Genomic DNA, 20,102 nt, shown 5'->3' with positions numbered 1-20,102 from the left:
CGCGATGAGCGAGCGCGAGCGATTCGTCACCGGCGACGCGACGGGGCGTCGGCGCGCGGACGGCCGGGGAGCGACGGCATGAGCGCCGACGTGACGACCCCGGCCGGCCAGTTTCCCGACTCCGCCGGTCACTTCGGCCGGTTCGGCGGCCGGTTCGTCCCCGAGGCGCTGGTCGCTGCGCTCGACGAGATGGACGCCGCGTACCGCAAGGCGATGACCGACGAGGAGTTCCTCGCCGAGTTCGCGGCCCTGCTGCGCGACTACGCCGGCACCCCCTCCCTGCTCTACTCCGCCGAGCGGTTCTCCGCCAAGATCGGTGCCCGGGTCCTGCTCAAGCGGGAGGACCTCAACCACACCGGCGCGCACAAGGTGCGCAACGTGCTGGGCCAGGCGCTGCTCACCCGGCGGATGGGCAAGCGGCGGGTGATCGCCGAGACCGGCGCCGGTCAGCACGGGGTGGCCACCGCCACCGCCGCCGCCCTGTTCGACCTCGACTGTGTGGTCTACATGGGCGAGGTGGACACCGAGCGGCAGGCGCTCAACGTGGCCCGGATGCGGATGCTGGGGGCCACCGTGATCCCGGTGACCACCGGCTCGCGCACCCTCAAGGACGCGATGAACGAGGCGATGCGGGACTGGGTCGCCAACGTCGACGACACCCACTACCTGATCGGCACCGCCGCCGGCCCGCACCCGTTCCCGGAGATGGTCCGCGACTTCGTGCGCGGCATCGGCGACGAGGCCCGCCAGCAGTGCCTCGACCTGACCGGTGGGCTGCCCGACGCGGTGCTCGCCTGCGTCGGCGGCGGCTCCAACGCGCTGGGCATCTTCCACGCCTTCGTGCCCGACACCGACGTGCGGCTGTACGGCTTCGAGGCCGGCGGCGAGGGCGTGGACACCGACCGGCACGCCGCCAGCATCACCGGCGGCACCCCCGGGGTGCTGCACGGCGCCCGCACGTACGTGCTGCAGAACGCCGACGGCCAGACCGTCGAGTCGCACTCGATCTCCGCCGGCCTGGACTATCCCGGCGTCGGCCCGGAGCACGCGTGGCTGCACGACAGCGGCCGGGCCCGCTACCAGCCGGTGACCGACCGGGAGGCGATGGCCGCGTTCGAGCTGCTCTGCCGCACCGAGGGGATCATCCCGGCGATCGAGAGCGCGCACGCCCTCGCCGGCGCGGTGCAGATCGCCCCGCAGCTCGCCGCCGAGCTGGGCCGGGAACCGCTCCTCGTGGTCAACCTCTCCGGCCGGGGCGACAAGGACGTGCACACCGCCGGTGAATACTTCGGCATCCTCGACAAGGAGCAGTGAGACCGTGAGCCGGATCGGGGTGGCCTTCGACAAGGCCCGGGCCGACGGGCGGGCCGTCCTGGTCGGCTGCATGCCGGCCGGGTTCCCCACCGTCGAGGGCAGCATCGCCGCGATGACCGCGATGGTCGAGGCCGGGGTGGACGTCATCGAGGTGGAGATCCCCTACTCCGACCCGGTGATGGACGGCCCGGTGATCCAGAAGGCCAGCGACATCGCCCTGGCCGGTGGCGTCCGTACCGCCGACACGCTGCGCATCATCGAGGCGGTCGCGGCCACCGGGGCACCCGTGGTCACCATGACCTACTGGAACCCGATCGAGCAGTACGGGGTGGACGCGTTCGCCCGGGACCTGGCCGCCGCCGGGGGCACCGGCCTGATCACCCCCGACCTCATTCCCGACGAGGCCGGCGAGTGGCTGGCCGCCTCGGACGCGTACGGGCTGGACCGGACGTTCCTGGTCTCCCCGTCGTCCACGGACGCCCGGCTGCGGATGACCGTCGAGCACTGCCGGGGCTTCGTCTACGCCACCGCCATCATGGGGGTGACCGGGGCCCGCTCCCAGACCTCGGACGCCGCCCCGGTGCTGGTCTCCCGGCTGCGGGAGGTCACCGAGCTGCCCGTCGGGGTGGGTCTCGGCGTCGGCACCGGCGCGCAGGCGGCCACCGTCGCCGGGTACGCCGACGGGGTGATCGTGGGTAGCGCGCTGATCCGCCGGCTGCTGGACGCCCCGGACCTCGACGCGGGGTTGGCCGCCCTGCGTACCCTCTCCGCCGAGCTGGCCGAGGGCGTCCGCAACCCGACCCGCTGAGCCCGCACCCGGCCGGCCCGTCCCACCCTGCCGTCCGTCGCCGAGGTGCGGTACGGCTCGGATTGATCAACTCAGTGGGGGCGCGACGGCGGTGTCCGCTGCGGCGGAATGCTGCCATTTCGCCCCACGGGTGGCGTCCGTCGGGCGACCGGACGACGGGGTTGCATGGTCGGGTGGCAGGTCTGACCGGACCGGGTGCCACGGTGGGGCTCCGCAGCGGTAGCCTGTGCACCCGTGACCCACGTCTCGATGACGCCCCTGGCGGCGCTGCCCAGCCCGACGACCGCCGTCTGGCAGCTCGGGCCGGTCCCGCTGCGGGCGTACGCCCTCTGCATCGTCGCCGGCATCGTGATCGCCTGTCTGGTGACCGAGCATCGGCTGCGCCAGCGTGGCGTCGCCCCCGGCGCGGTGCTCGACATCGCGGTCTGGGCGGTCCCGACCGGCATCATCGGCGCCCGGATCTACCACGTGATCACCTCACCCGAGAAATACTTCGGCACCGGCGGTGACCCCTGGAAGGCGTTCGCCATCTGGGAGGGCGGTCTCGGCATCTGGGGTGCCGTCGCCGGTGGCGCGGTCGGTGCCTGGATCGCCGCCCGGCAGCTCGGCATCCCGCTGACGGTGGTGGCCGACGCCCTCGCCCCGGGCCTGCCGCTGGCCCAGGCGGTGGGCCGGCTCGGCAACTGGTTCAACAACGAGCTGTACGGCGGGCGGACCAGCCTGCCGTGGGGCCTGGAGATCCACCGGATGGACCCGGACAATCCCGGGCACGCGCTGCGCGACGACGCCAACCAGCCCATCCTGGAGCCCGGCCTCTACCATCCGACGTTCGCCTACGAGGCGCTGTGGAACCTCGGCGTCGCCGGCCTGGTGTTCGCCCTGGACCGGCGGTTCAAGCTGGGGCGCGGCCGGGCCTTCGCGCTCTACGTGATGGGTTACACCGCCGGCCGGTTCTGGATCGAGCTGATGCGCAGCGACGAGGCGAACCGGATCCTCGGGGTCCGGCTCAACGTGTGGACCGCCGGGCTGGTCTTCCTCGGCGCGCTGATCTACTTCCTGCGGGTGCGGGGCCCCCGGGGTTACCTGATCCCGATCGACGCCCCCGCGCCGGCTCCGGTGACCGGCGGCGACGTCTCCCAGGTCGACCTGTCCCAGACCGGCAAGGGGTCCGCCGCGACGGTCGCGCCGGTGGGCTACCAGGTGGTCGACGAGGAACAGTTCACCGCGTACCGGGAGACCGGGGTACGGCCCGACGGACCCGCCGCCGACGACGCGGCGGCGACCGACGACCAGCCGGCGGGCCACGACGACCAGCCTGCGGGCCACGACGACCAGCCTGCGGGCCACGACGACCAGCCTGCGGGCCACGACGACCAGCCGGCGGAGCCCGACCGGCTCAGCGGCGGTGCGGAGGCGGGGGCCGGCGGCGACCGGGCCGCCGGGACCGGCGCGGGTGACGACGTCGACGCGTCAGCGGGGGCCGGCGGCGCGGGTGGCCGGCCCGCCGACCGGGACAACTGAGCGGGCCCGGCATGCGCAGCGCGGTGGTGGTCGGCGCCGGGCTCGGCGGACTGTCGGTGGCCGGCGCGCTGGCCCGCTCCGGCTGGCAGGTCACCCTGCTGGAACGGGCCGACCGGGTCCGCCCGGAACCCACCGCCGTGGTGCTCTGGCCCAACGGGGTACGCGCGTTGCGGGTACTCGGCCTCGGCGCCGGCCTGGACGCCATCGCCACCCCGCTGCCCGACGGCGGTATCCGCCGCCCCGACGGTCACTGGCTGGCGCAGCCCCGGCCCACCCCGGCCGACCGGATGCCGGTGGTGGTGCACCGGGAGGATCTGCACGACGCCCTGATCGCCGGCCTCGGGGACCGGGTCGAGCTGCGGACCGGGGTCGTGGTGGACAGCGTCCGGGCGAACCCCGACGAGCGGCCCAGGGTCGGGCTGAACGGGCAGTTCGTCGAGGCGGACCTGGTGGTCGCCGCCGACGGCACGGACAGCGTGCTGCGCCGTCAGCTCGCCCCCGAGGCCAGCGTGGTCAGTTCCGGCTGCGCCGCCTGGCGGGCGGTGATCCCCTGGTACCGGGTGCCGGTGCCGGCCGACCAGCCGGTCGGTGGTGAGGTGCTGGGCGCCGGTTACCGGTTCGTGGCGGCCTCGCTCGGCGAGCGGGGGTCCTCCGGCGCGTCCCGTCGAGGTGGCGTCTACTGGGTGGCCACCGCCGCCGGTGCGCCCCGCCCGGAGTCCCCGCAGACCCAGCTCGCCCTGCTCAAGCGGTGGTACGCGGGCTGGCCCGCCCCGATCGGTGATCTCCTGGCGGCCACCGAACCCGCCGACCTGGTGCAGCAGGAGGTGCGTGAGTTGCGTCCGCTGCCCCGGGCGTACGGCTTTCCCGCCGGGCCGGGCGGGGTGGTGCTGCTCGGCGACGCCGCCCACGCCATGCCACCGCACCTGGGACAGGGCGCCTGCCTGGCCTTCGAGGACGCGGCCACCCTGTCGTCGCTGCTGCGCGAGTCCCGGTTGCCCGACGCCGTGCTGGCGTACGACCGGTTGCGCCGTCCCCGGGCGGCCACCGTGGTCCGGCAGACCCGCCGGATGTCGGCGGTGCTCCAGACCCGGGGCCGGCTGGCCCTGCGCGCCCGCGACGCGGCGCTCGGCACGATCAGCCCCCGCCTGCTCTCCGGTGCCGCCGCCGCGGCCGCCGCCTGGCGCCCCCCACCCACCCCCTGACCCGCTGCCCCCGGCTCGCCCGCCCCGCCCCGCCCCGCCTGCGCGGCCGTCCCCGGGCCGGTGATCAAGAGGTTTACGTCATGCGCGGCCCATTTCCTGACGCAAACTTCTTGATCACCGAGCCGAGCCGGGGCGGGGCGAGCCGAGCCGGGGCGGGGCGGGGCGGGGGCGGGGCGAGCTGGGGCGGGGCGGGGGAGGGACAGGGGCTGTTAGAGGAGGGCGGTGGGTTCGGCTATGCAGGCGGTGCCGATGCGGCGGAAGCCGACGCGCAGGTAGATGCGGGCGACGTCCTCGCTGCCGGCGGAGAGGAAGACCAGGTCGGTGCCGGCGGCGCGCAGGGTGCGGGCCAGAGTGGCGGTGACCGCGGCGGCGAGGCCCCGGCGGCGGGCGGCCGGCAGGGTGGCGACCCCGGCGACCTCGGCGACGTCGTCGACCCGCATCGCCATCCCGCTGGCCAACGCGCCGTCGTCAGGCGTCCAGGCGACCGCCGACAGTCGCCGGCCGGCGGCGATCGCGGCCCGCTCCTCGTCGAGGGCGGCCACGTCCAGCTCGGTCATCGCGGCGTCCCGTTCGGCCGGGCCGGCGGCGCCGGGGGCGGTGCCGGCGGCGGAGAAACCGACCGCGGCGACCGCGCGGCGGGCCGCCACGTCGAGCGCGAAGCCGGGCGCGTCCGGGTCCAGCACCCGCACCGGTACGTCGGTGAGCGTCGCCGGGTCGGCCGGGATCACCTGCGGGTCGAGCACCATCAGCGGGGCCTCCAGCACGCTCAGGCCGGCGGCCCGGGCGGTGGCGAGCAGGTCCGGGGTGGTCTCGTGCACCCACTCGAACGCCTCGGGCAGGCCCAGCTCACGCTGCCGTTCCCGGACGGTGTGCAGGTCGGCCAGCGACGGTGGCGCGGTGGCGTCCAGGCGGGGGCGGGCATAGAACGGCCAACCGACCCCGTCCCGGGCGAACAGCACCAGGCCGCCGTGTTCCTCGGCGCGGGCGGCGTCCCGGGGCACCGCGTCATAGAAGCGTTCCAACCGGTCGAACAGGTCGCGGTGCGCAGGATCCACCGCGCGAGACTACACGTCCCAGAGTCTGGAAGGTGTGATCAATCCGCACTGGCCCTGCCCGGGTCGCCCTAACGTAGACTCAACAGACCGCCCAGGGCCGACGTCGTCCCGACCATGAAACAACCTGAGTGACGACAGGAGACCCGGTGGCCCTTCCGTACCCGCACAGCCCGCAGCCGGTCCCTTCCGCGACCGGTCTGTACGACCCGGCGCACGAGCACGACGCGTGCGGGGTGGCCTTCGTGGCCGACCTCCACGGGCGGCGCTCCCATGCGGTGGTGGCGAACGGCCTCGGTGCGCTCTGCCGGCTCGACCATCGTGGCGCCCGGGGCGCCGAGCAGAACACCGGCGACGGCGCGGGCATCATGATCCAGGTGCCGGACGCGTTCCTGCGTGCGGTGGTGGACTTCCCCCTGCCCCCCGCCGGCCAGTACGCCACCGGTCTGGTCTTTCTCCCCGACGACGACGGCGGTGAGGCCCGCGCCCGTCAGGTGGTGGAGAAGTACGCCCTCGTCGAGGGGGCCGAGGTGCTCGGCTGGCGCGACGTGCCGACCGACCCGAGCGGGCTCGGTGAGACGGCGTTGGCGGCGATGCCCCGGATCCGGCAGCTCTTCCTGGCCGCGCACCGGCTCACCGACACCCCGGCGGGTCCGGCCGGTTCCCCGCTGTCCGGCATCGACCTGGACCGGGTGGCGTTCTGCGTGCGTAAGCAGGCCGAGCGGGAGACCGCCGAGCGGGGGGTGACCGCCTACTTCCCGTCGCTGTCGGCGCGGACGATGACCTGGAAGGGCATGCTCACCCCCGACCAGCTGCCGGAGTATTTCCCGGAGCTGACCGACGAGCGGGTCGACAGCGCGATCGCGCTGGTGCACTCCCGGTTCTCCACCAACACCTTTCCGTCCTGGCCGTTGGCCCACCCGTACCGGTTCATCGCGCACAACGGCGAGATCAACACGATCCGCGGCAACCGGAACTGGATGCAGGCCCGCGAGGCGCTGCTGCGTAGCCCGCACCTGCCCGGCAACATCCGCCGGGTGTTCCCGGTCTGCACTCCGGCCGCTTCCGACTCGGCCAACTTCGACGAGGTGCTGGAGTTGCTGCACCTGGCCGGCCGGAGCCTGCCGCACGCGGTGCTGATGATGATCCCGGAGGCGTGGGAGAACGACCCGGCGATGCGCCCGGACAAGCGCGCGTTCTACCGGTTCCACGCCAGCCTGATGGAGCCGTGGGACGGGCCGGCCTCGGTCGCCTTCACCGACGGTGAGATCGTCGGGGCGGTGCTGGACCGCAACGGCCTGCGGCCGGGGCGCTGGTGGCGGACCGCCGACGGGCTGGTGGTGCTGGGCAGCGAGGCGGGCGTGCTCGACCTCGACCCGGCCTCGGTGGTCGCCAAGGGCCGCCTCCAGCCGGGCCGGATGTTCCTGGTGGACACGGTCAACGGCCGGATCGTCTCGGACGACGAGATCAAGACCGAGTTGGCCGCCGCCCAGCCGTACGACGAGTGGCTGCACGCCGGCCTGATCGACCTCGGTGACCTGCCCGCCCGGGAGCACGTGGTCTACACCCACGACTCGGTGCGCCGGCGGCAGCAGACCTTCGGTTACACCGAGGAGGAGCTGAAGATCCTGCTCGCCCCGATGGCGCGTACCGGGGCGGAGCCGCTGGGCTCGATGGGCACCGACACCCCGATCGCGCCGCTGTCGACCCGGCCCCGGCTGCTCTACGACTACTTCCACCAGCTCTTCGCGCAGGTCACCAACCCGCCGTTGGACGCGATCCGGGAGGAGTTGGTGACCAGCCTGGCGTCGACCATCGGCCCGGAGGGCAACCTGCTGGACCCGGGTGCGGCGAGCTGCCGGCAGATCGTGCTGCCCTACCCGGTGATCGACAACGACGAGCTGGCGAAGCTGCTCGACGTCGACGAGGACGGTGACCTGCCCGGCTTCAAGGCGGTCCGGGTGTCCGGGCTCTACCGCATCCGCGACGGCGGGGCCGGCATCAAGGCCCGGCTGACCGAGATCTGCCGGCACGTGTCCGAGGCGATCGAGGACGGCGTGCGCATCCTGGTGCTGTCCGACCGGGACTCCAACGCCGACCTGGCGCCGATCCCGTCGCTGCTGCTGACCGCGGCGGTGCACCAGCACCTGGTGCGGGAGCAGACCCGGACCCAGGTGGCGCTGATCGTGGAGTCCGGTGACTGCCGCGAGGTGCACCACGCGGCGGTGCTCATCGGGTACGGCGCGGCGGCGGTCAACCCCTACCTGGCCTTCGAGTCGGTGGAGGACATGATCGCCACCGGGGCCCTGGTCGGGGTGGAGCCGGCGAAGGCGGTCCGCAACTACGTCAAGGCGCTCGGCAAGGGCGTCCTCAAGATCATGTCCAAGATGGGCATCTCGACGGTGTCGTCGTACTGCGGCGCGCAGGTCTTCGAGGCCGTCGGCCTGGACACCCGGCTGGTCGACCGCTATTTCCGGGGCACACCCAGCACCATCGGCGGGATCGGGCTGGCCGGGATCCACACCGAGGTCGCCGCCCGGCACGGGCAGGCCTGGCCGACGCCCGGCACCGTCGGCTCCACCCGACTGGAGGTGGGCGGCGAGTACCAGTGGCGGCGCGAGGGTGAACTGCACCTGTTCAACCCGGAGACGGTCTTCCTGCTCCAGCACGCCACCCGCAGCCGCCAGTACGACGTGTTCCGCCAGTACACCGCCAAGGTCGACGAGCTGGCCGCCCAGGCCGGTTCGCTGCGCGGGCTGTTCACCCTGCGGACCGGGCTGCGTCCGGCGGTGCCGATCGAGGAGGTCGAGCCGGCCGCCGAGATCGTCAAGCGGTTCGCCACCGGCGCCATGTCGTACGGGTCGATCTCGGCGGAGGCGCACGAGACGCTGGCCATCGCGATGAACCGGCTCGGCGGCAAGTCCAACACCGGCGAGGGCGGCGAGGACGTCGACCGGCTGCACGACCCGGCCCGCCGCTCGGCGGTCAAGCAGATCGCCAGCGGACGCTTCGGGGTGACCAGCGAATACCTGGTCAACGCCGACGATCTCCAGATCAAGATGGCGCAGGGTGCGAAGCCCGGCGAGGGTGGGCAGCTGCCCGGCAACAAGGTGTGGCCGTGGATCGCCCGCACCCGGCACGCCACCCCCGGCGTCGGCCTGATCTCCCCGCCGCCGCACCACGACATCTACTCCATCGAGGACCTCGCCCAGCTCGTGCACGACCTCAAGTGCGTCAACCCGGCCGCCCGGGTGCACGTCAAGCTGGTCAGCGAGGTCGGTGTGGGCACCGTCGCGGCCGGGGTCGCCAAGCTCAAGGCCGACGTCATCCTGATCTCCGGGCACGACGGCGGGACCGGCGCGTCCCCGCTCAACTCGCTCAAGCACGCCGGCACCCCCTGGGAGTTGGGCCTGGCCGAGGCGCAGCAGACGCTGCTGCTCAACAAGCTGCGTGACCGGGTCACCGTGCAGGTCGACGGCCAGCTCAAGACCGGCCGGGACGTGGTGGTGGCGATGCTGCTCGGCGCGGAGGAGTTCGGTTTCGCCACCGCCCCGCTGATCGTCGAGGGCTGCGTGATGATGCGGGTCTGCCACCTCGACACCTGCCCGGTCGGCATCGCCACCCAGAACCCGGTGCTGCGGGAACGCTTCACCGGCCGGCCGGAGTTCGTGGAGAACTTCTTCCTCTTCCTCGCCGAGGAGGTCCGCGGCTACCTGGCCGAGCTGGGCTTCCGCAGCATCGAAGAGGCGATCGGGCAGACCGAGGTGCTCGACATCGTACCGGCGATCGACCACTGGAAGGGCCACGGCCTCGACCTGGCCCGGGTGCTGCACACCCCGCAGCTGCCCGAGGGTGCCGCCCGGCGCGGTGTCCGCGCCCAGGACCACGGCCTGGAGCTGGCCCTGGACAACGAGCTGATCGCGCTGGCCCAACCGGCGCTGCGCGACGGCAGCCCGGTCCGGGTGGAGGTGGCGGTGCGCAACGAGCACCGCAGCGTCGGCGCGATGCTCGGCGGCGAGGTGACCCGCCGGCACGGCGGCGCCGGCCTGCCGGACGACACCGTCGAGTTCGTGCTGCGCGGCACCGCCGGGCAGTCCTTCGGCGCGTTCCTGCCGCGCGGGGTGACCCTGCGACTGCACGGCGACGCCAACGACTACGTCGGCAAGGGGCTCTCCGGGGGCCGGATCGTGATCCGCCCGGACGCCGCCGCGCCGTTCGTCGACCCCGAGGCCACCGCAGGGCAGCGCGCCGAGGACCAGATCATCGCCGGCAACACCATCCTGTACGGGGCCACCGGCGGTGAGCTGTTCCTGCGCGGCCGGGTGGGGGAGCGCTTCGCGGTGCGTAACTCCGGTGCGGTGGCCGTCGTCGAGGGCGTCGGCGACCACGGTTGCGAGTACATGACCGGTGGCACGGTGGTGGTGCTCGGCGAGACGGGCCGTAACTTCGCCGCCGGCATGTCCGGTGGGACGGCGTACGTGCACCGGTTGGACACCGGCCGGGTCAACGCGGAACTGGTCGACCTGTCCCCACTGCGCGACGCCGAGCGGGAGTTGCTGCACGACCTGGTGCAGCGGCACGTCGCGGAGACCGACTCGGCGGTCGGCGCGGAGTTGCTCAAGAACTGGCCGGAGGCGGTGGAGGAGTTCACCGCCGTGGTCCCCCGGGACTACCGCCGGGTTATGGAGATCATGAAGGCCGCCGAAGCCGCCGGCCGCGACGTCGACGACGCGGTCATGTCTGCGCTGACCGCGTCGGTGCCGCCCGCCGCGCGGGTGGTCGCCCAGGAGGTGGCTCGTGCCTGACCCGAATGGTTTCCTGCGTTACGAGCGGCAGTTGCCGGCCCGTCGCCCGGTGGCGGTGCGGATCACCGACTGGCGCGAGGTGTACCCGCCCGCCGGGGCCGAGCTGATCCGGGAGCAGGCCACCCGGTGCATGGACTGCGGCATCCCGTTCTGCCACGATGGCTGCCCGCTGGGCAACCGCATCCCGGACTGGAACGACCTGGTCCGCACCGGCACCTGGGACGCCGCGGTCGAGTCGCTGCACGCCACCAACAACTTCCCCGAGTTCACCGGCCGGCTCTGCCCGGCGCCCTGCGAGGCGGCCTGCGTGCTGGGTCTGGGCGGCCAGCAGCCGGTCACCATCAAGCAGGTGGAGGTGGAGATCGCCGACGCGGCGGTGGCCCAGGGCGGGCTGAACCCCCGCCCGGTGCCGGCGTCGACCGGGCGGTCGGTCGCCGTGGTCGGTTCCGGGCCCGCCGGGCTCGCCGCCGCCCAGCAACTGGCCCGCGCCGGTCACGCCGTCACGGTGTACGAGCGGGACGACGCGATCGGCGGTCTGCTGCGTTACGGCATCCCCGATTTCAAGCTGGAGAAGCAGCACATCGACCGGCGGCTGGCCCAGCTCGCCGCCGAGGGCGTGCAGTTCCGCACCGGGGTGAACGTCGGGGTCGACGTGACCGCCGAGGAGCTGCGGGCCCGGCACGACGCGGTGCTGCTGGCCTGTGGCGCGCTCCAGGGCCGGGACACCCCGGAGACGCCCGGTCGGCCGCTGCGCGGCGTACACCAGGCGATGACCCACCTGGTCGCCGCCAACCGGGTGGTCGCGGCGGCCGGGGACGGTCGACCCGCGCCGGCGGTGCTGCCCGACGGCACGCCGATCGACGCGGCCGGCAAGCACGTGGTGATCATCGGTGGTGGCGACACCGCCGCCGACTGCCTGGGCGTGGCCCACCGGCAGGGCGCGGCCGGCGTCCACCAGCTCGACCTCTACCCGGAGCCGCCGCACGGCCGCGACGCCGAACGGGACCCGTGGCCGACCTGGCCGTGGGTGCTGCGCAACTACCCGGCGCACGAGGAGGGCGGGGAGCGGGTCTTCGCGGTGGCCGTACAGGAGTTCGTGGACGACGGCACCGGTCAGGTCAAGGGCGTCCGGATCGCCGAGGTGACGGTGGAGCGGCGCGACGGCCGACGGGTGGTCACCGCGCTGCCCGGCTCCGAGCGGGAACTCCCGGCGGACCTGGTGCTGCTGGCCATCGGCTTCGAAGGCACCGAGGAGCAGCCGCTGCTGGCCCAGTTCGGGGTGGTCCGCAACGCCCGGGGTGCGGTCGACGCCCGCCCCGACTGGCAGACCGACGCCGACGGGGTGTTCGTCGCCGGGGACATGCACCGGGGGGCGTCGCTGATCGTCTGGGCGATCGCCGAGGGGCGGGCCGCCGCCGCGGCGATCCACTCCTACCTGGGTGGGGTGGGTGACCTGCCGGCCCCGGTCGACCCGGCCCGCCAGCCCCTCGCCGCCCGCTGACCCCCGCCCGTCGAACGGTGGCCGTCAGCCGACCTGGTCTCCGGGTCGGCTGACGGCCCGACCTTGTGGCACGGCCTGTGGCACGGCCATCGTTTCGCCCGCTGCGCCCTGCCGGCTCACAGCCGCTTCTGCGGCACCACCTGTCCCGGCCCTGCCGTTGTGGTGTCACGGGGGTGTCGGAGCCAGCCCTCCCGAGAGCACGTATCACCACGGAGAGCGATATGCCTGACAGTCATAAATATGCCCGTCAGGCATATCGCTCTCCGGAACCATCGTTCCGGCTCGGTCCGACGCTGCCCCGATCGGCGTCGCCCGGAGCCGACCCCGGCCCCGGCCAGCCCGGAACCGACCCCGGCCCCGACCAGCCCAGAGCCGACCCCGGCCCCGACCAGCCCCAGACCAGACCAGACCCGACCTCGGGCCGAAACCGTGCCGAGCCGGGACCGAGTTCCGCCGGGACCGGCCCGGGTGCCGGAAGGTCACGGTTGCGGGCCGGTTCGGGCTGCCCGCGCCGGTGCCGGGGGCGGGCAGCCCGAACCGGGGTCGGTCAGCGCGCCAGCAGCTGGTGCGCCGCCCGGATCTGGGTCCACGACTTCGGCTGCGCCGGGGCGGTCGTGCTGCGGGTGGCGGTGGCCGGGGTGGGCCGGCCGGGGGTGAACAGCCAGGTCGTGAAGACCGGGTCCAGGTCGAGGCCGGAGATCCGCTCGGCGAGGGCCTGGAACTGGGCGATGGTGCCGTTGCCGTACCGGTGCTCGGCGGTCCAGGCGGGCAGGATCCGGAAGAACGCGTCGTCGCCGACGGTCAGCCGGAGCTGGTGCAGGGCCATCGCGCCCCGGTCGTAGACCGCGTCGTCGAAGACCGCGCCGGCACCCGGGTTGCCCGGCAGCACCTGCCAGAAGCCGTCGCCGGCGGGGTAGTTGGCGTAGGTGAAGTCGAACAGCTCCTGCGCGGTGCCCTCACCCTGCGCCTCCGACCAGAGCCACTCGGCGTACGAGGCGAAGCCCTCGTTGAGCCAGATGTTGCTCCAGTTCGCCACCGAGACCGAGTCGCCGAACCACTGGTGGGCGTTCTCGTGCACCACCACGTACGGGTTGCTGCCGCGTCGCCAGAAGCCGGGCCCGTACACCGGGCGGGTCTGCGTCTCCAGGGCGAAGCCGAGGCTGTCGATCGGCGCGGCCACACCCCCCTGCGCCTCGAACGGGTACGGCCCGAAGACGCCACTGGCCCAGTCGACGACCTCGGCGGTGCGTTCGATGCTGGCCCGGGCGGCGGGAGCCCGGTCGCCCAGCGTGGTGCTGTAGGCGTTGATCACCGGCTGCCCGTTCGGGGCGGTGTCGGTGACGATGTCGTACTGGCCGATCGCGAGGAACGCCAGGTAGGTCGCGCCGGGTTTGGTGCTGCGCCAGCCCCACCGCATCCGGTTGCCGGCCTCGGCCAGCGGGGGCCGGGGCTGCACGCCGTTGCTGATCACCTCGACGCCGTCGGGCACCGACACCGAGACGTCCCAGGTGGCCTTGTCCAGCGGGTGGTCGTTGGACGGGAACCACCACCAGGCCGACTCGGGCTCGTTGACGGCGAGCGCGCCGTCGACGGTGCGGGTCCAGCCGGAGTAGCCGTTCACCAGGGTCTCGGACGGCACGCCGGAGTAGGTGACCACGACGGTCATCGCCTGGCCGGTGGTGAGGCCGCGCGGCGCGGTCACCACCAGCTCGTGGTCGCCCTCCCGGGCGAACCGGGCGGTCCACCCGTTGACCCGCACCGACTCCACGTCGAGCAGGAAGTCGAGGTTGAACCGGGAGAGGTCCTGGGTGGCGGTGGCCAGGATGGTGGTGGTGCCGCTGAGCCGGTCGGTGGCCGGCTCGTAGCGCAGCCGCACGTCGTAGTGGTCGACGTCGTAGCCACCGTTGCCGTAGTCGGGGAAGTAGGGGTCGCCGAGGCCGGGGCTGCCGGGTTTCGGGGCGGCCGAGACCGCGACCGACCGGCTCTTGCCCGGTCGGGCGTCGGCCTGGCCGGGGGTGCCGGTCACCAGGGTGCCGGCGGTGGTGACGGTCAGGGCGGCGATGGCCGCCGTGAAAACACGTCGCACGGGGTGGACTCCCTCCATCGGGGTGTTCGCACCGACAACCTAATCGACGGCGGTGGAAACGTGTGCGTCGGATCGATGGGGATCGGCTGTTCTCTTTGTGTCGATGTTTCGCTAGCATTACCGACTAGTAACAACGCCTCACCCCCCTTGGCCACGCGCGCGGTCCAGAGGCTCCACCCTTCCTGCCCCCGGAGGACCGTCATGCCCCACCGCGCCCTACCCCGTCGTGCCCTGGCCCGTGCGGCCACCGCACTCGCCGCCCTGCTCGCCACCGCCGTCGGTGTCGTGCTCGTCCCCACCCCCGCCCAGGCCGCCACCGTCCACTACGTGGCGCTCGGCGACTCGTACTCCTCCGGCGTCGGCGCCGGCCCGTACGACCTGTCCACCTGCCTGCGCAGCCAGAAGTCGTACGCCCCGCTCTGGGCCGCCGCCAACGCGGTGACCAGCTTCGCCTTCCCCGCCTGCGGTGGCGCGGTCACCTCCGACGTGATCAGCAAGCAGGTCGGTTCGCTGAGCGCCACCACCACGTTGGTCACCATCACCATCGGTGGCAACGACGCAGGCTTCGCCGACGTGATCACCAGTTGCCGGTTCGGCAGCACGGCGACCTGCACCGCGGCGGTCGACAAGGCCAAGAGCTTCGCCACCTCGACGCTGCCCGGCCGGCTCGACGCCACCTACGCCGCGATCCGTGACCGGGCCCCGAACGCCCGACTGGTGGTGCTCGGCTACCCCCGGCTCTTCGAAACCGGCTCCTGTGGAGTGCTGGCGATGAGCAGCTACAAGCGGACCATCCTCAACGAGGCCGCCGACGTGCTCGCCACGGTCACCGCCGCGCGGGCCGGGGCGGTCGGGGCCACCTTCGCCGACACCCGGCCGTTCTTCACCGGGCACGGTGTCTGCGCCGCCGCCCCGTGGATCCGCGACGTCAGCGGCGTCATCGAGGCATACCACCCGAACGCCGACGGTTACCGGTCCGGCTACCTGCCGGCGCTCACCGCCGCGCTGCGCTGACCCACGCCGACGGTCGGCGGCCCCCGGGTCGCCGACCGTCGGCGTCGGGCGTCGGTCGCCTCCGGCGCCCCACCGGAGCGCCGGGCGACACCGCCGACGGCGGGCCGCAGTCGGGACGCCGACGGCGGGCCGCAGTCGGGACGCCGACGAGTTGATCGGTGGGCGGGTCGTGCGTGCCGACCGGCCGGGGCGCTAGGGTTCCCTCGATTCGTCAGCGCGGCGGTGGGGAGCAGTGGGTGGGCAGGCTCGCATCGGCGTACGGGCAGGCGGTCGCCGCGCACCGGCAGGCCCGGCAGCGGTGGACGGCGGCCCGTGCGCTGCTGGACCGGCTGACCGGGGAGCCCGTCCCGGAACGCACCGCCGACCTGGTCGCCCGACTGGCCCGGCTCGCCGACACGCTGGCCGCCCCACCGGCGGACGGCGGCCCCGCCCCGGTGCGCATCGGGGAGGCGTCCACGGCGGACGGACGGTTCCCGCTGCTGCTGCCGTTGGGTGCCGGCCGGCACCTGGCGGTCGACCGGGACGCCCGCGATCCCCGGGTGGCGGTGCTGCTGCGGGTGCTGGTGCTGCGGCTGCTCAGCACGGCCACGCCGGGCAGCGTGCGGGTGGTCGGTATCGACCCGGCCGCGTGGGGTGCCACCTTCATTCCGCTGCGCCCGCTGCGCGACGCCGGGGTGCTCGGTGGGGTCGCCACCACCGAGGCGGAGATCGGCGCGTTGCTGGACACCGCCGAGGCGCACGCCCGCGCCGCCCAGGCCGGTGCGGGGGAACCGGAACTGCTGCTGGTGGTGGCCGCGTCCGCGCCCGGTCCGCGGGAGCTGGCCCGGCTCGCCGCGCTGACCCACGCCGGCCCGACCGCCGGGGTGTGCGTGCTGTTCGCCGGGCGCGCGGTGACCACGCCCGGGCAGGTCCCACCCGCGCTGGGCGGCACCACCGAGGTACGCCTCGACGAACGCTACGCCCGCATCGGCGACCCGCCGGGGCAACCGTTCAGCGCCGACGGCACCGGCCTGCCCGTGCCGGTGCTGCTCGACGGCGATCCGCCCGCCGGGGCGGTCCAGGCGTTGGCCGACCAGTTGGGCGCGCAGGTGCGCCGGGACACCGCCCTGCACCTGGCCGACCTGCTGCCCGAGCGGCGCTGGAGCGAGTCCGCCCGCGCCGGCCTGCGGACCGTGGTCGGCCGCTCGGGTCGTACCCCGGTGGTGCTGGCCTTCGACGACGCGACGCCGCACTGGCTGGTCGGTGGCCGCACCGGCGCGGGCAAGACGGTCTTCCTGCTCGACGTGCTCTACGGCCTGGCGGCCCGCTACTCCCCGGCCGAGCTTCAGCTGTGGCTGCTCGACTTCAAGGAGGGGGTCAGCTTCACCGAGTTCGTCCCCACCGAACGGGACCCGTCGTTCCTGCCGCACGCGCGGGCCGTCGGCGTCGAATCCGACCGGGAGTACGGCCTGGCCGTGCTGCGGGAGCTGCGCCGGGAGCTGGGCCGGCGGGCCGGGCTGTTCAAGCGGCACGGGGTGACCAAGCTCGCCGACCTGCCGGACACCGAACCGGTGCCCCGCACGGTGGCCGTGATCGACGAGTTCCACGTGCTGTTCGCCGGCAACGACCGGCTGGCCCGGGAAGCCGTCGACCTGCTGGAGGAGCTGGCCCGCAAGGGCCGCTCGTACGGGGTGCACCTGGTGCTGGCCAGTCAGAGCACCAGCGGCGTGGAGGCCCTGTACGGCCGGGCCGAGTCGCTGTTCGGGCAGTTCGCGCTGCGGGTGGCGCTGCCCGGCGGTGAGCCGGTGCTCGGCCCCCGGGCCACCGTGACCGGCCCGACCCGGATCGGCACGGCGCTGGTCAACACCGCCGCCGGGGCGGCCGGCGCGGACACCCTGCTGCGGTTCCCCGACGCGCACGCCGACGCCCGCCAGCTCGCCCGGCTGCGCTACGAACTGTGGGACGCCCGCCCCGACGACACCGGCCCGCCCGCGGTCTTCCGGGGCTACGCCACCGCCCACGTGGAGGACGAGCCGATGCCGGCCGCCGCCGTGACCCGCCGCCCGGCGGTGCTGGTGGGCCGGACGGTCGACGTGGTCGGCAGCACCGCCCGGTTCGACCTGGACGCCTCCCCCGGCCGGCACCTGGCCGTGGTGGGCACCTCGGCGACCGGCGGGCACGTGCTGCGGGCCGCCGCGTTGAGCCTGGCCGGCCAGCACCGCCCCGGCGAGGCCGAGTTCGTGCTGGTCCCGCTGGTGTCGGCCGCCGACGAACTCGCCGACGACACGGCTGCCGGGTTGAAGGCCGCCGGACACCAGGTGACCCAGGTCGACGCGGCCGGCCTGCGGGCCCGCATCGGTGCGCTGACCGCCGGCCCCGGCGAGCGCGGCCGGACGTACCTGGTGGTCTTCGGGGTGGACGCGGCCGGCGCGGTGCTCGCCGCCGCCGACCCCGACACCTACCGCACCGGCCACGACGACCTGCGGGCGCTGCTGGGGGAGGGGCCGGGGCGTGGGGTGCACCTGCTCGGCTGGTGGCGGGGGCTGCGTCGGCTCGCCGACGACCTCGGTGGTAGCCAGAACCGCGACGACGTGGCCTGCCTGGTGGCGTTGAACGTGCCCGCCGACGATCTCGGGCTGTATCTCGGGGTGACCGATCTGGTGTGGACCCCTCGCCCCAACCGGGCCCTGCTGGTCGACCGGCACGCCCAGCGGCGCACGGTGATCGTGCCGTTCGTCCGCCCCGGACACCAGCCCGACGAGGAGGAACGCTGAGTGGCCGGCTACGACGACTACGCGGCGGCCGTCCGGCAGCTCTCCGCCCGGATCCGCGAGGGTGAGCGGGGTGCCGCCGCCGAGGCGGAACGCCGCCGGAGCCTGCACGCCGGGGTGACCCAGCTCGGTCAGCGGCTGGCCGCCCAGGAACAGCGCCTCACCCAGCTCGCCGCCGCCGCCGGCCTACCTGCCGTGGCCGACCCGACCCCCGGTCCGGGGCCGGTCCCCGGGGCCGGTGCGGGTCCCGCCGTCGGCTCCGGTTCGGCCCCGGGGCCCGCCCCCGGGCGGGCACGGCTCCCGGCGGGTCCGGGGTGGACGGCGATCCGGCGGTGGTGCTGGCGGAGACCGGGCGGCTGGTCGACGAGGCGGACCGGCTGGGGCAGCAGGCCGAGGCGTTGGCCCAGCGGCCTGCTCTGCTGCCCACCTGGTCACCGACCGCCCGCGCGGTCGCCGTCTACGCCGGCTGTGCCGCCGTCGGGGCACTGGTCATGCTGGTGCTGGTGGTCGCCAACGGCATCGGCGTGGTCGACGGCTTCACCCTGGGCGCGCTGACCTGCGCCGGGCTGCCGCTGATCTCCTTCGTCGCCGGCTGGTTGATCCTCGGGCGGTGGGGACGGCCGGCACTGGCCAGCACCGATCCGCCCCGGTACGCCCCGCTCGGCTTCGTCGTCTGCGTCCTGCTGGTGCCGCTGGCGTACTGCGTGACCCTGCTGCTGTTCCGCGTCGTGCGGTGAGGTGCCTGGCGGGGCCGGTGGCGGTTGCTGCGGCGGTGGTGGTCGTTGCGGCGGCGGTGAAGAAGGGACCTCGTCCCGGTGCTCGTGTGCGAACGACCACCGGGAACGCTGGTCAGCCGGCCCGGTAGGAGAGGTAGTAGCCCTCGTACGGCCAGCTGTGGAAGTTGTTCAGCTCGGACGCGGTACCGGTGCAGTCGGAGGTCCGGTAGCCGGAGACGGAACCGAAGCCGTTCCAGCCGATCGCCCAGATCGCCTCTGCCGGGACCGGGCGGCAGATGCCGTCGGGCGTGGCCTGTCTGCCGACGATGATCTGCGTGGTGGCCTGGTAGAAGACGAGGCCGACGTCGGGGACCTTGAGCGTCTCGACAGCGGCTGCGGGCGACGCCGGTATCGTTACGGCCAGTGTGGTGATCAATGCGGCGGCGAGACCCGCAGCGATTCGGCTGGTGAAACTGCGCATGAGCTTCCCTTCCTCACGGTGTCCAGGAACGGGGCCGGAGCTCGTTCACCCGCAATGAATTGATCTGGATCGATTGTATTCCCCGTGTCAACAACCTCGTCACTGATTGCTGCCGCCGGGTGGCCCGAGTTTCCTGCCGGCACCCCGCGAGCGTCAGGTACTTGACCGTGCAATTTTCCGGCGGTAGCTTGAGATTTCGATCCACCAGCATCAATGGGAGTAGGTAGCCGTGCTGTTGAAATCCTTCGCCATCGCCGGGGTCGTCGCCGGTGTGCTGGCTGTGGCCCCTCCTGCCTCGGCGGCACCCCAGCTGGGGGCCGGCGTCTATCCGCCCGGGAACTGCCAGCCGGGCACATTCTGCGTCTGGCCCCACTGGGATCACCCGAACGGGGTCCCTACGGAGACTCCGTCCCTGGTGACCACCACCGAGTGGACCGGCAACATCACGGGTTTCAACTACTACAACTACACGAACCGAAACGCCGCGATCAGCTGGCGCTTCAACTCTGCCGGAACGATTATGACCGGCACGGACTGTGCTACCCCCGGCGACGGATTCTTCTATGTACCAATGGGCGTGACGAAGGTGAGTTGGAATACGGCGAACGTCTGCTGACCTCCGCCTCTTCTGATCTCCCGAATTCGGTGCCTCCGCTTTCCCGGTGGTCTTTCGTACGGGGACGACCACCGGAGAGGTCGGGCGGTAAGCCCTTCGCGGCCGCTGTTGCCGACGTGGTCACCGCCGGGCCGCACGGTCGGTACCTGTTTCGCCTGCGCCGGGTCGGGATCGAGTTGGTGCCGGTCGCCCACCTCGGCGGGGAGCAGCCCCGGCCGCACCCCCGACAGATCCCG

At 73.6% G+C, this 20,102-nt stretch carries 13 protein-coding genes; 10 read left to right on the top strand and 3 right to left on the bottom strand.

The genetic code is table 11. The features are described from left to right. Positions 1–78: 78 nt before the first annotated feature. The 4 genes from trpB to J7462_RS10615 all read left to right on the top strand — a co-directional run bounded on the left by trpB (position 79) and on the right by J7462_RS10615 (position 4,845). Positions 79–1,314, top strand: coding sequence for a tryptophan synthase subunit beta (gene trpB / locus J7462_RS10630; protein WP_219463868.1), 1,236 nt, complete (start codon positions 79–81; stop codon positions 1,312–1,314). Positions 1,315–1,318: 4 nt separating this feature from the next. Continuing rightward, positions 1,319–2,122 (top strand): tryptophan synthase subunit alpha, encoded by an 804-nt coding sequence (gene trpA, locus J7462_RS10625; RefSeq protein ID WP_208569690.1) that lies wholly within the window; start codon positions 1,319–1,321, stop codon positions 2,120–2,122. Between the two features lie 249 nt (positions 2,123–2,371). Then, complete coding sequence (gene lgt / locus J7462_RS10620) at positions 2,372–3,643, top strand: prolipoprotein diacylglyceryl transferase (protein ID WP_219470221.1); 1,272 nt, start codon at positions 2,372–2,374, stop codon at positions 3,641–3,643. 11 nt (positions 3,644–3,654) lie between these two features. Further along, positions 3,655–4,845 carry an NAD(P)/FAD-dependent oxidoreductase gene (locus J7462_RS10615; RefSeq protein WP_219463866.1) on the top strand — a complete coding sequence of 397 codons (1,191 nt, stop codon included), beginning with the start codon at positions 3,655–3,657 and terminating at the stop codon, positions 4,843–4,845. Positions 4,846–5,054: 209 nt separating this feature from the next. On the opposite strand, the gene J7462_RS10610 is transcribed toward J7462_RS10615, so the two are convergent. Beyond that, positions 5,055–5,900 carry a GNAT family N-acetyltransferase gene (locus J7462_RS10610; protein WP_219463864.1) on the bottom strand — a complete coding sequence of 282 codons (846 nt, stop codon included), beginning with the start codon at positions 5,898–5,900 and terminating at the stop codon, positions 5,055–5,057. A gap of 146 nt (positions 5,901–6,046) precedes the next feature. Here J7462_RS10610 and gltB point away from each other — a divergent pair, with 146 nt between their 5' ends. Together gltB and J7462_RS10600 are read left to right on the top strand one after the other, a co-directional pair. Next, positions 6,047–10,702 (top strand): glutamate synthase large subunit, encoded by a 4,656-nt coding sequence (gltB, locus tag J7462_RS10605; protein ID WP_219463861.1) that lies wholly within the window; start codon positions 6,047–6,049, stop codon positions 10,700–10,702. Further along, complete coding sequence (locus tag J7462_RS10600) at positions 10,695–12,203, top strand: glutamate synthase subunit beta (protein ID WP_219463860.1); 1,509 nt, start codon at positions 10,695–10,697, stop codon at positions 12,201–12,203. Before gltB ends, J7462_RS10600 begins: the two co-directional genes overlap by 8 nt. 547 nt (positions 12,204–12,750) lie before the next feature. On the opposite strand, the gene J7462_RS10595 is transcribed toward J7462_RS10600, so the two are convergent. Further along, positions 12,751–14,289, bottom strand: a complete 1,539-nt coding sequence (locus J7462_RS10595) for a M1 family metallopeptidase (RefSeq protein WP_219463859.1) — start codon at positions 14,287–14,289, stop codon at positions 12,751–12,753. A 201-nt stretch (positions 14,290–14,490) separates the two neighbouring features. Here J7462_RS10595 and J7462_RS10590 point away from each other — a divergent pair, with 201 nt between their 5' ends. From J7462_RS10590 to J7462_RS32095, 3 genes are all read left to right on the top strand, one after another. Next, positions 14,491–15,303: an SGNH/GDSL hydrolase family protein gene (locus tag J7462_RS10590; RefSeq protein WP_219463856.1), complete on the top strand. Its 813-nt coding sequence runs from the start codon at positions 14,491–14,493 to the stop codon at positions 15,301–15,303. A 236-nt stretch (positions 15,304–15,539) separates the two neighbouring features. Continuing rightward, positions 15,540–18,056: an FtsK/SpoIIIE domain-containing protein gene (locus J7462_RS10585; RefSeq protein ID WP_219463854.1), complete on the top strand. Its 2,517-nt coding sequence runs from the start codon at positions 15,540–15,542 to the stop codon at positions 18,054–18,056. A 311-nt stretch (positions 18,057–18,367) separates the two neighbouring features. Continuing rightward, on the top strand, positions 18,368–18,790 hold the full coding sequence (locus J7462_RS32095) for a hypothetical protein (protein ID WP_308290855.1): 423 nt from the start codon (positions 18,368–18,370) through the stop codon (positions 18,788–18,790). A 112-nt stretch (positions 18,791–18,902) separates the two neighbouring features. Here J7462_RS32095 and J7462_RS10575 read toward each other — a convergent pair whose 3' ends face one another. Further along, positions 18,903–19,250: a hypothetical protein gene (locus tag J7462_RS10575; protein WP_208570917.1), complete on the bottom strand. Its 348-nt coding sequence runs from the start codon at positions 19,248–19,250 to the stop codon at positions 18,903–18,905. Between the two features lie 415 nt (positions 19,251–19,665). On the opposite strand from J7462_RS10575, the gene J7462_RS32090 reads away from it, so the two are divergent. Then, on the top strand, positions 19,666–19,866 hold the full coding sequence (locus J7462_RS32090; protein ID WP_255597670.1) for a hypothetical protein: 201 nt from the start codon (positions 19,666–19,668) through the stop codon (positions 19,864–19,866). Positions 19,867–20,102: the final 236 nt, after the last annotated feature.

The organism is Micromonospora sp. RL09-050-HVF-A (genome assembly GCF_019374995.1).
Classification (GTDB): Bacteria; Actinomycetota; Actinomycetes; order Mycobacteriales; family Micromonosporaceae; genus Micromonospora; species Micromonospora antibiotica.
This window is presented reverse-complemented; position numbering and strand designations above follow the sequence as displayed.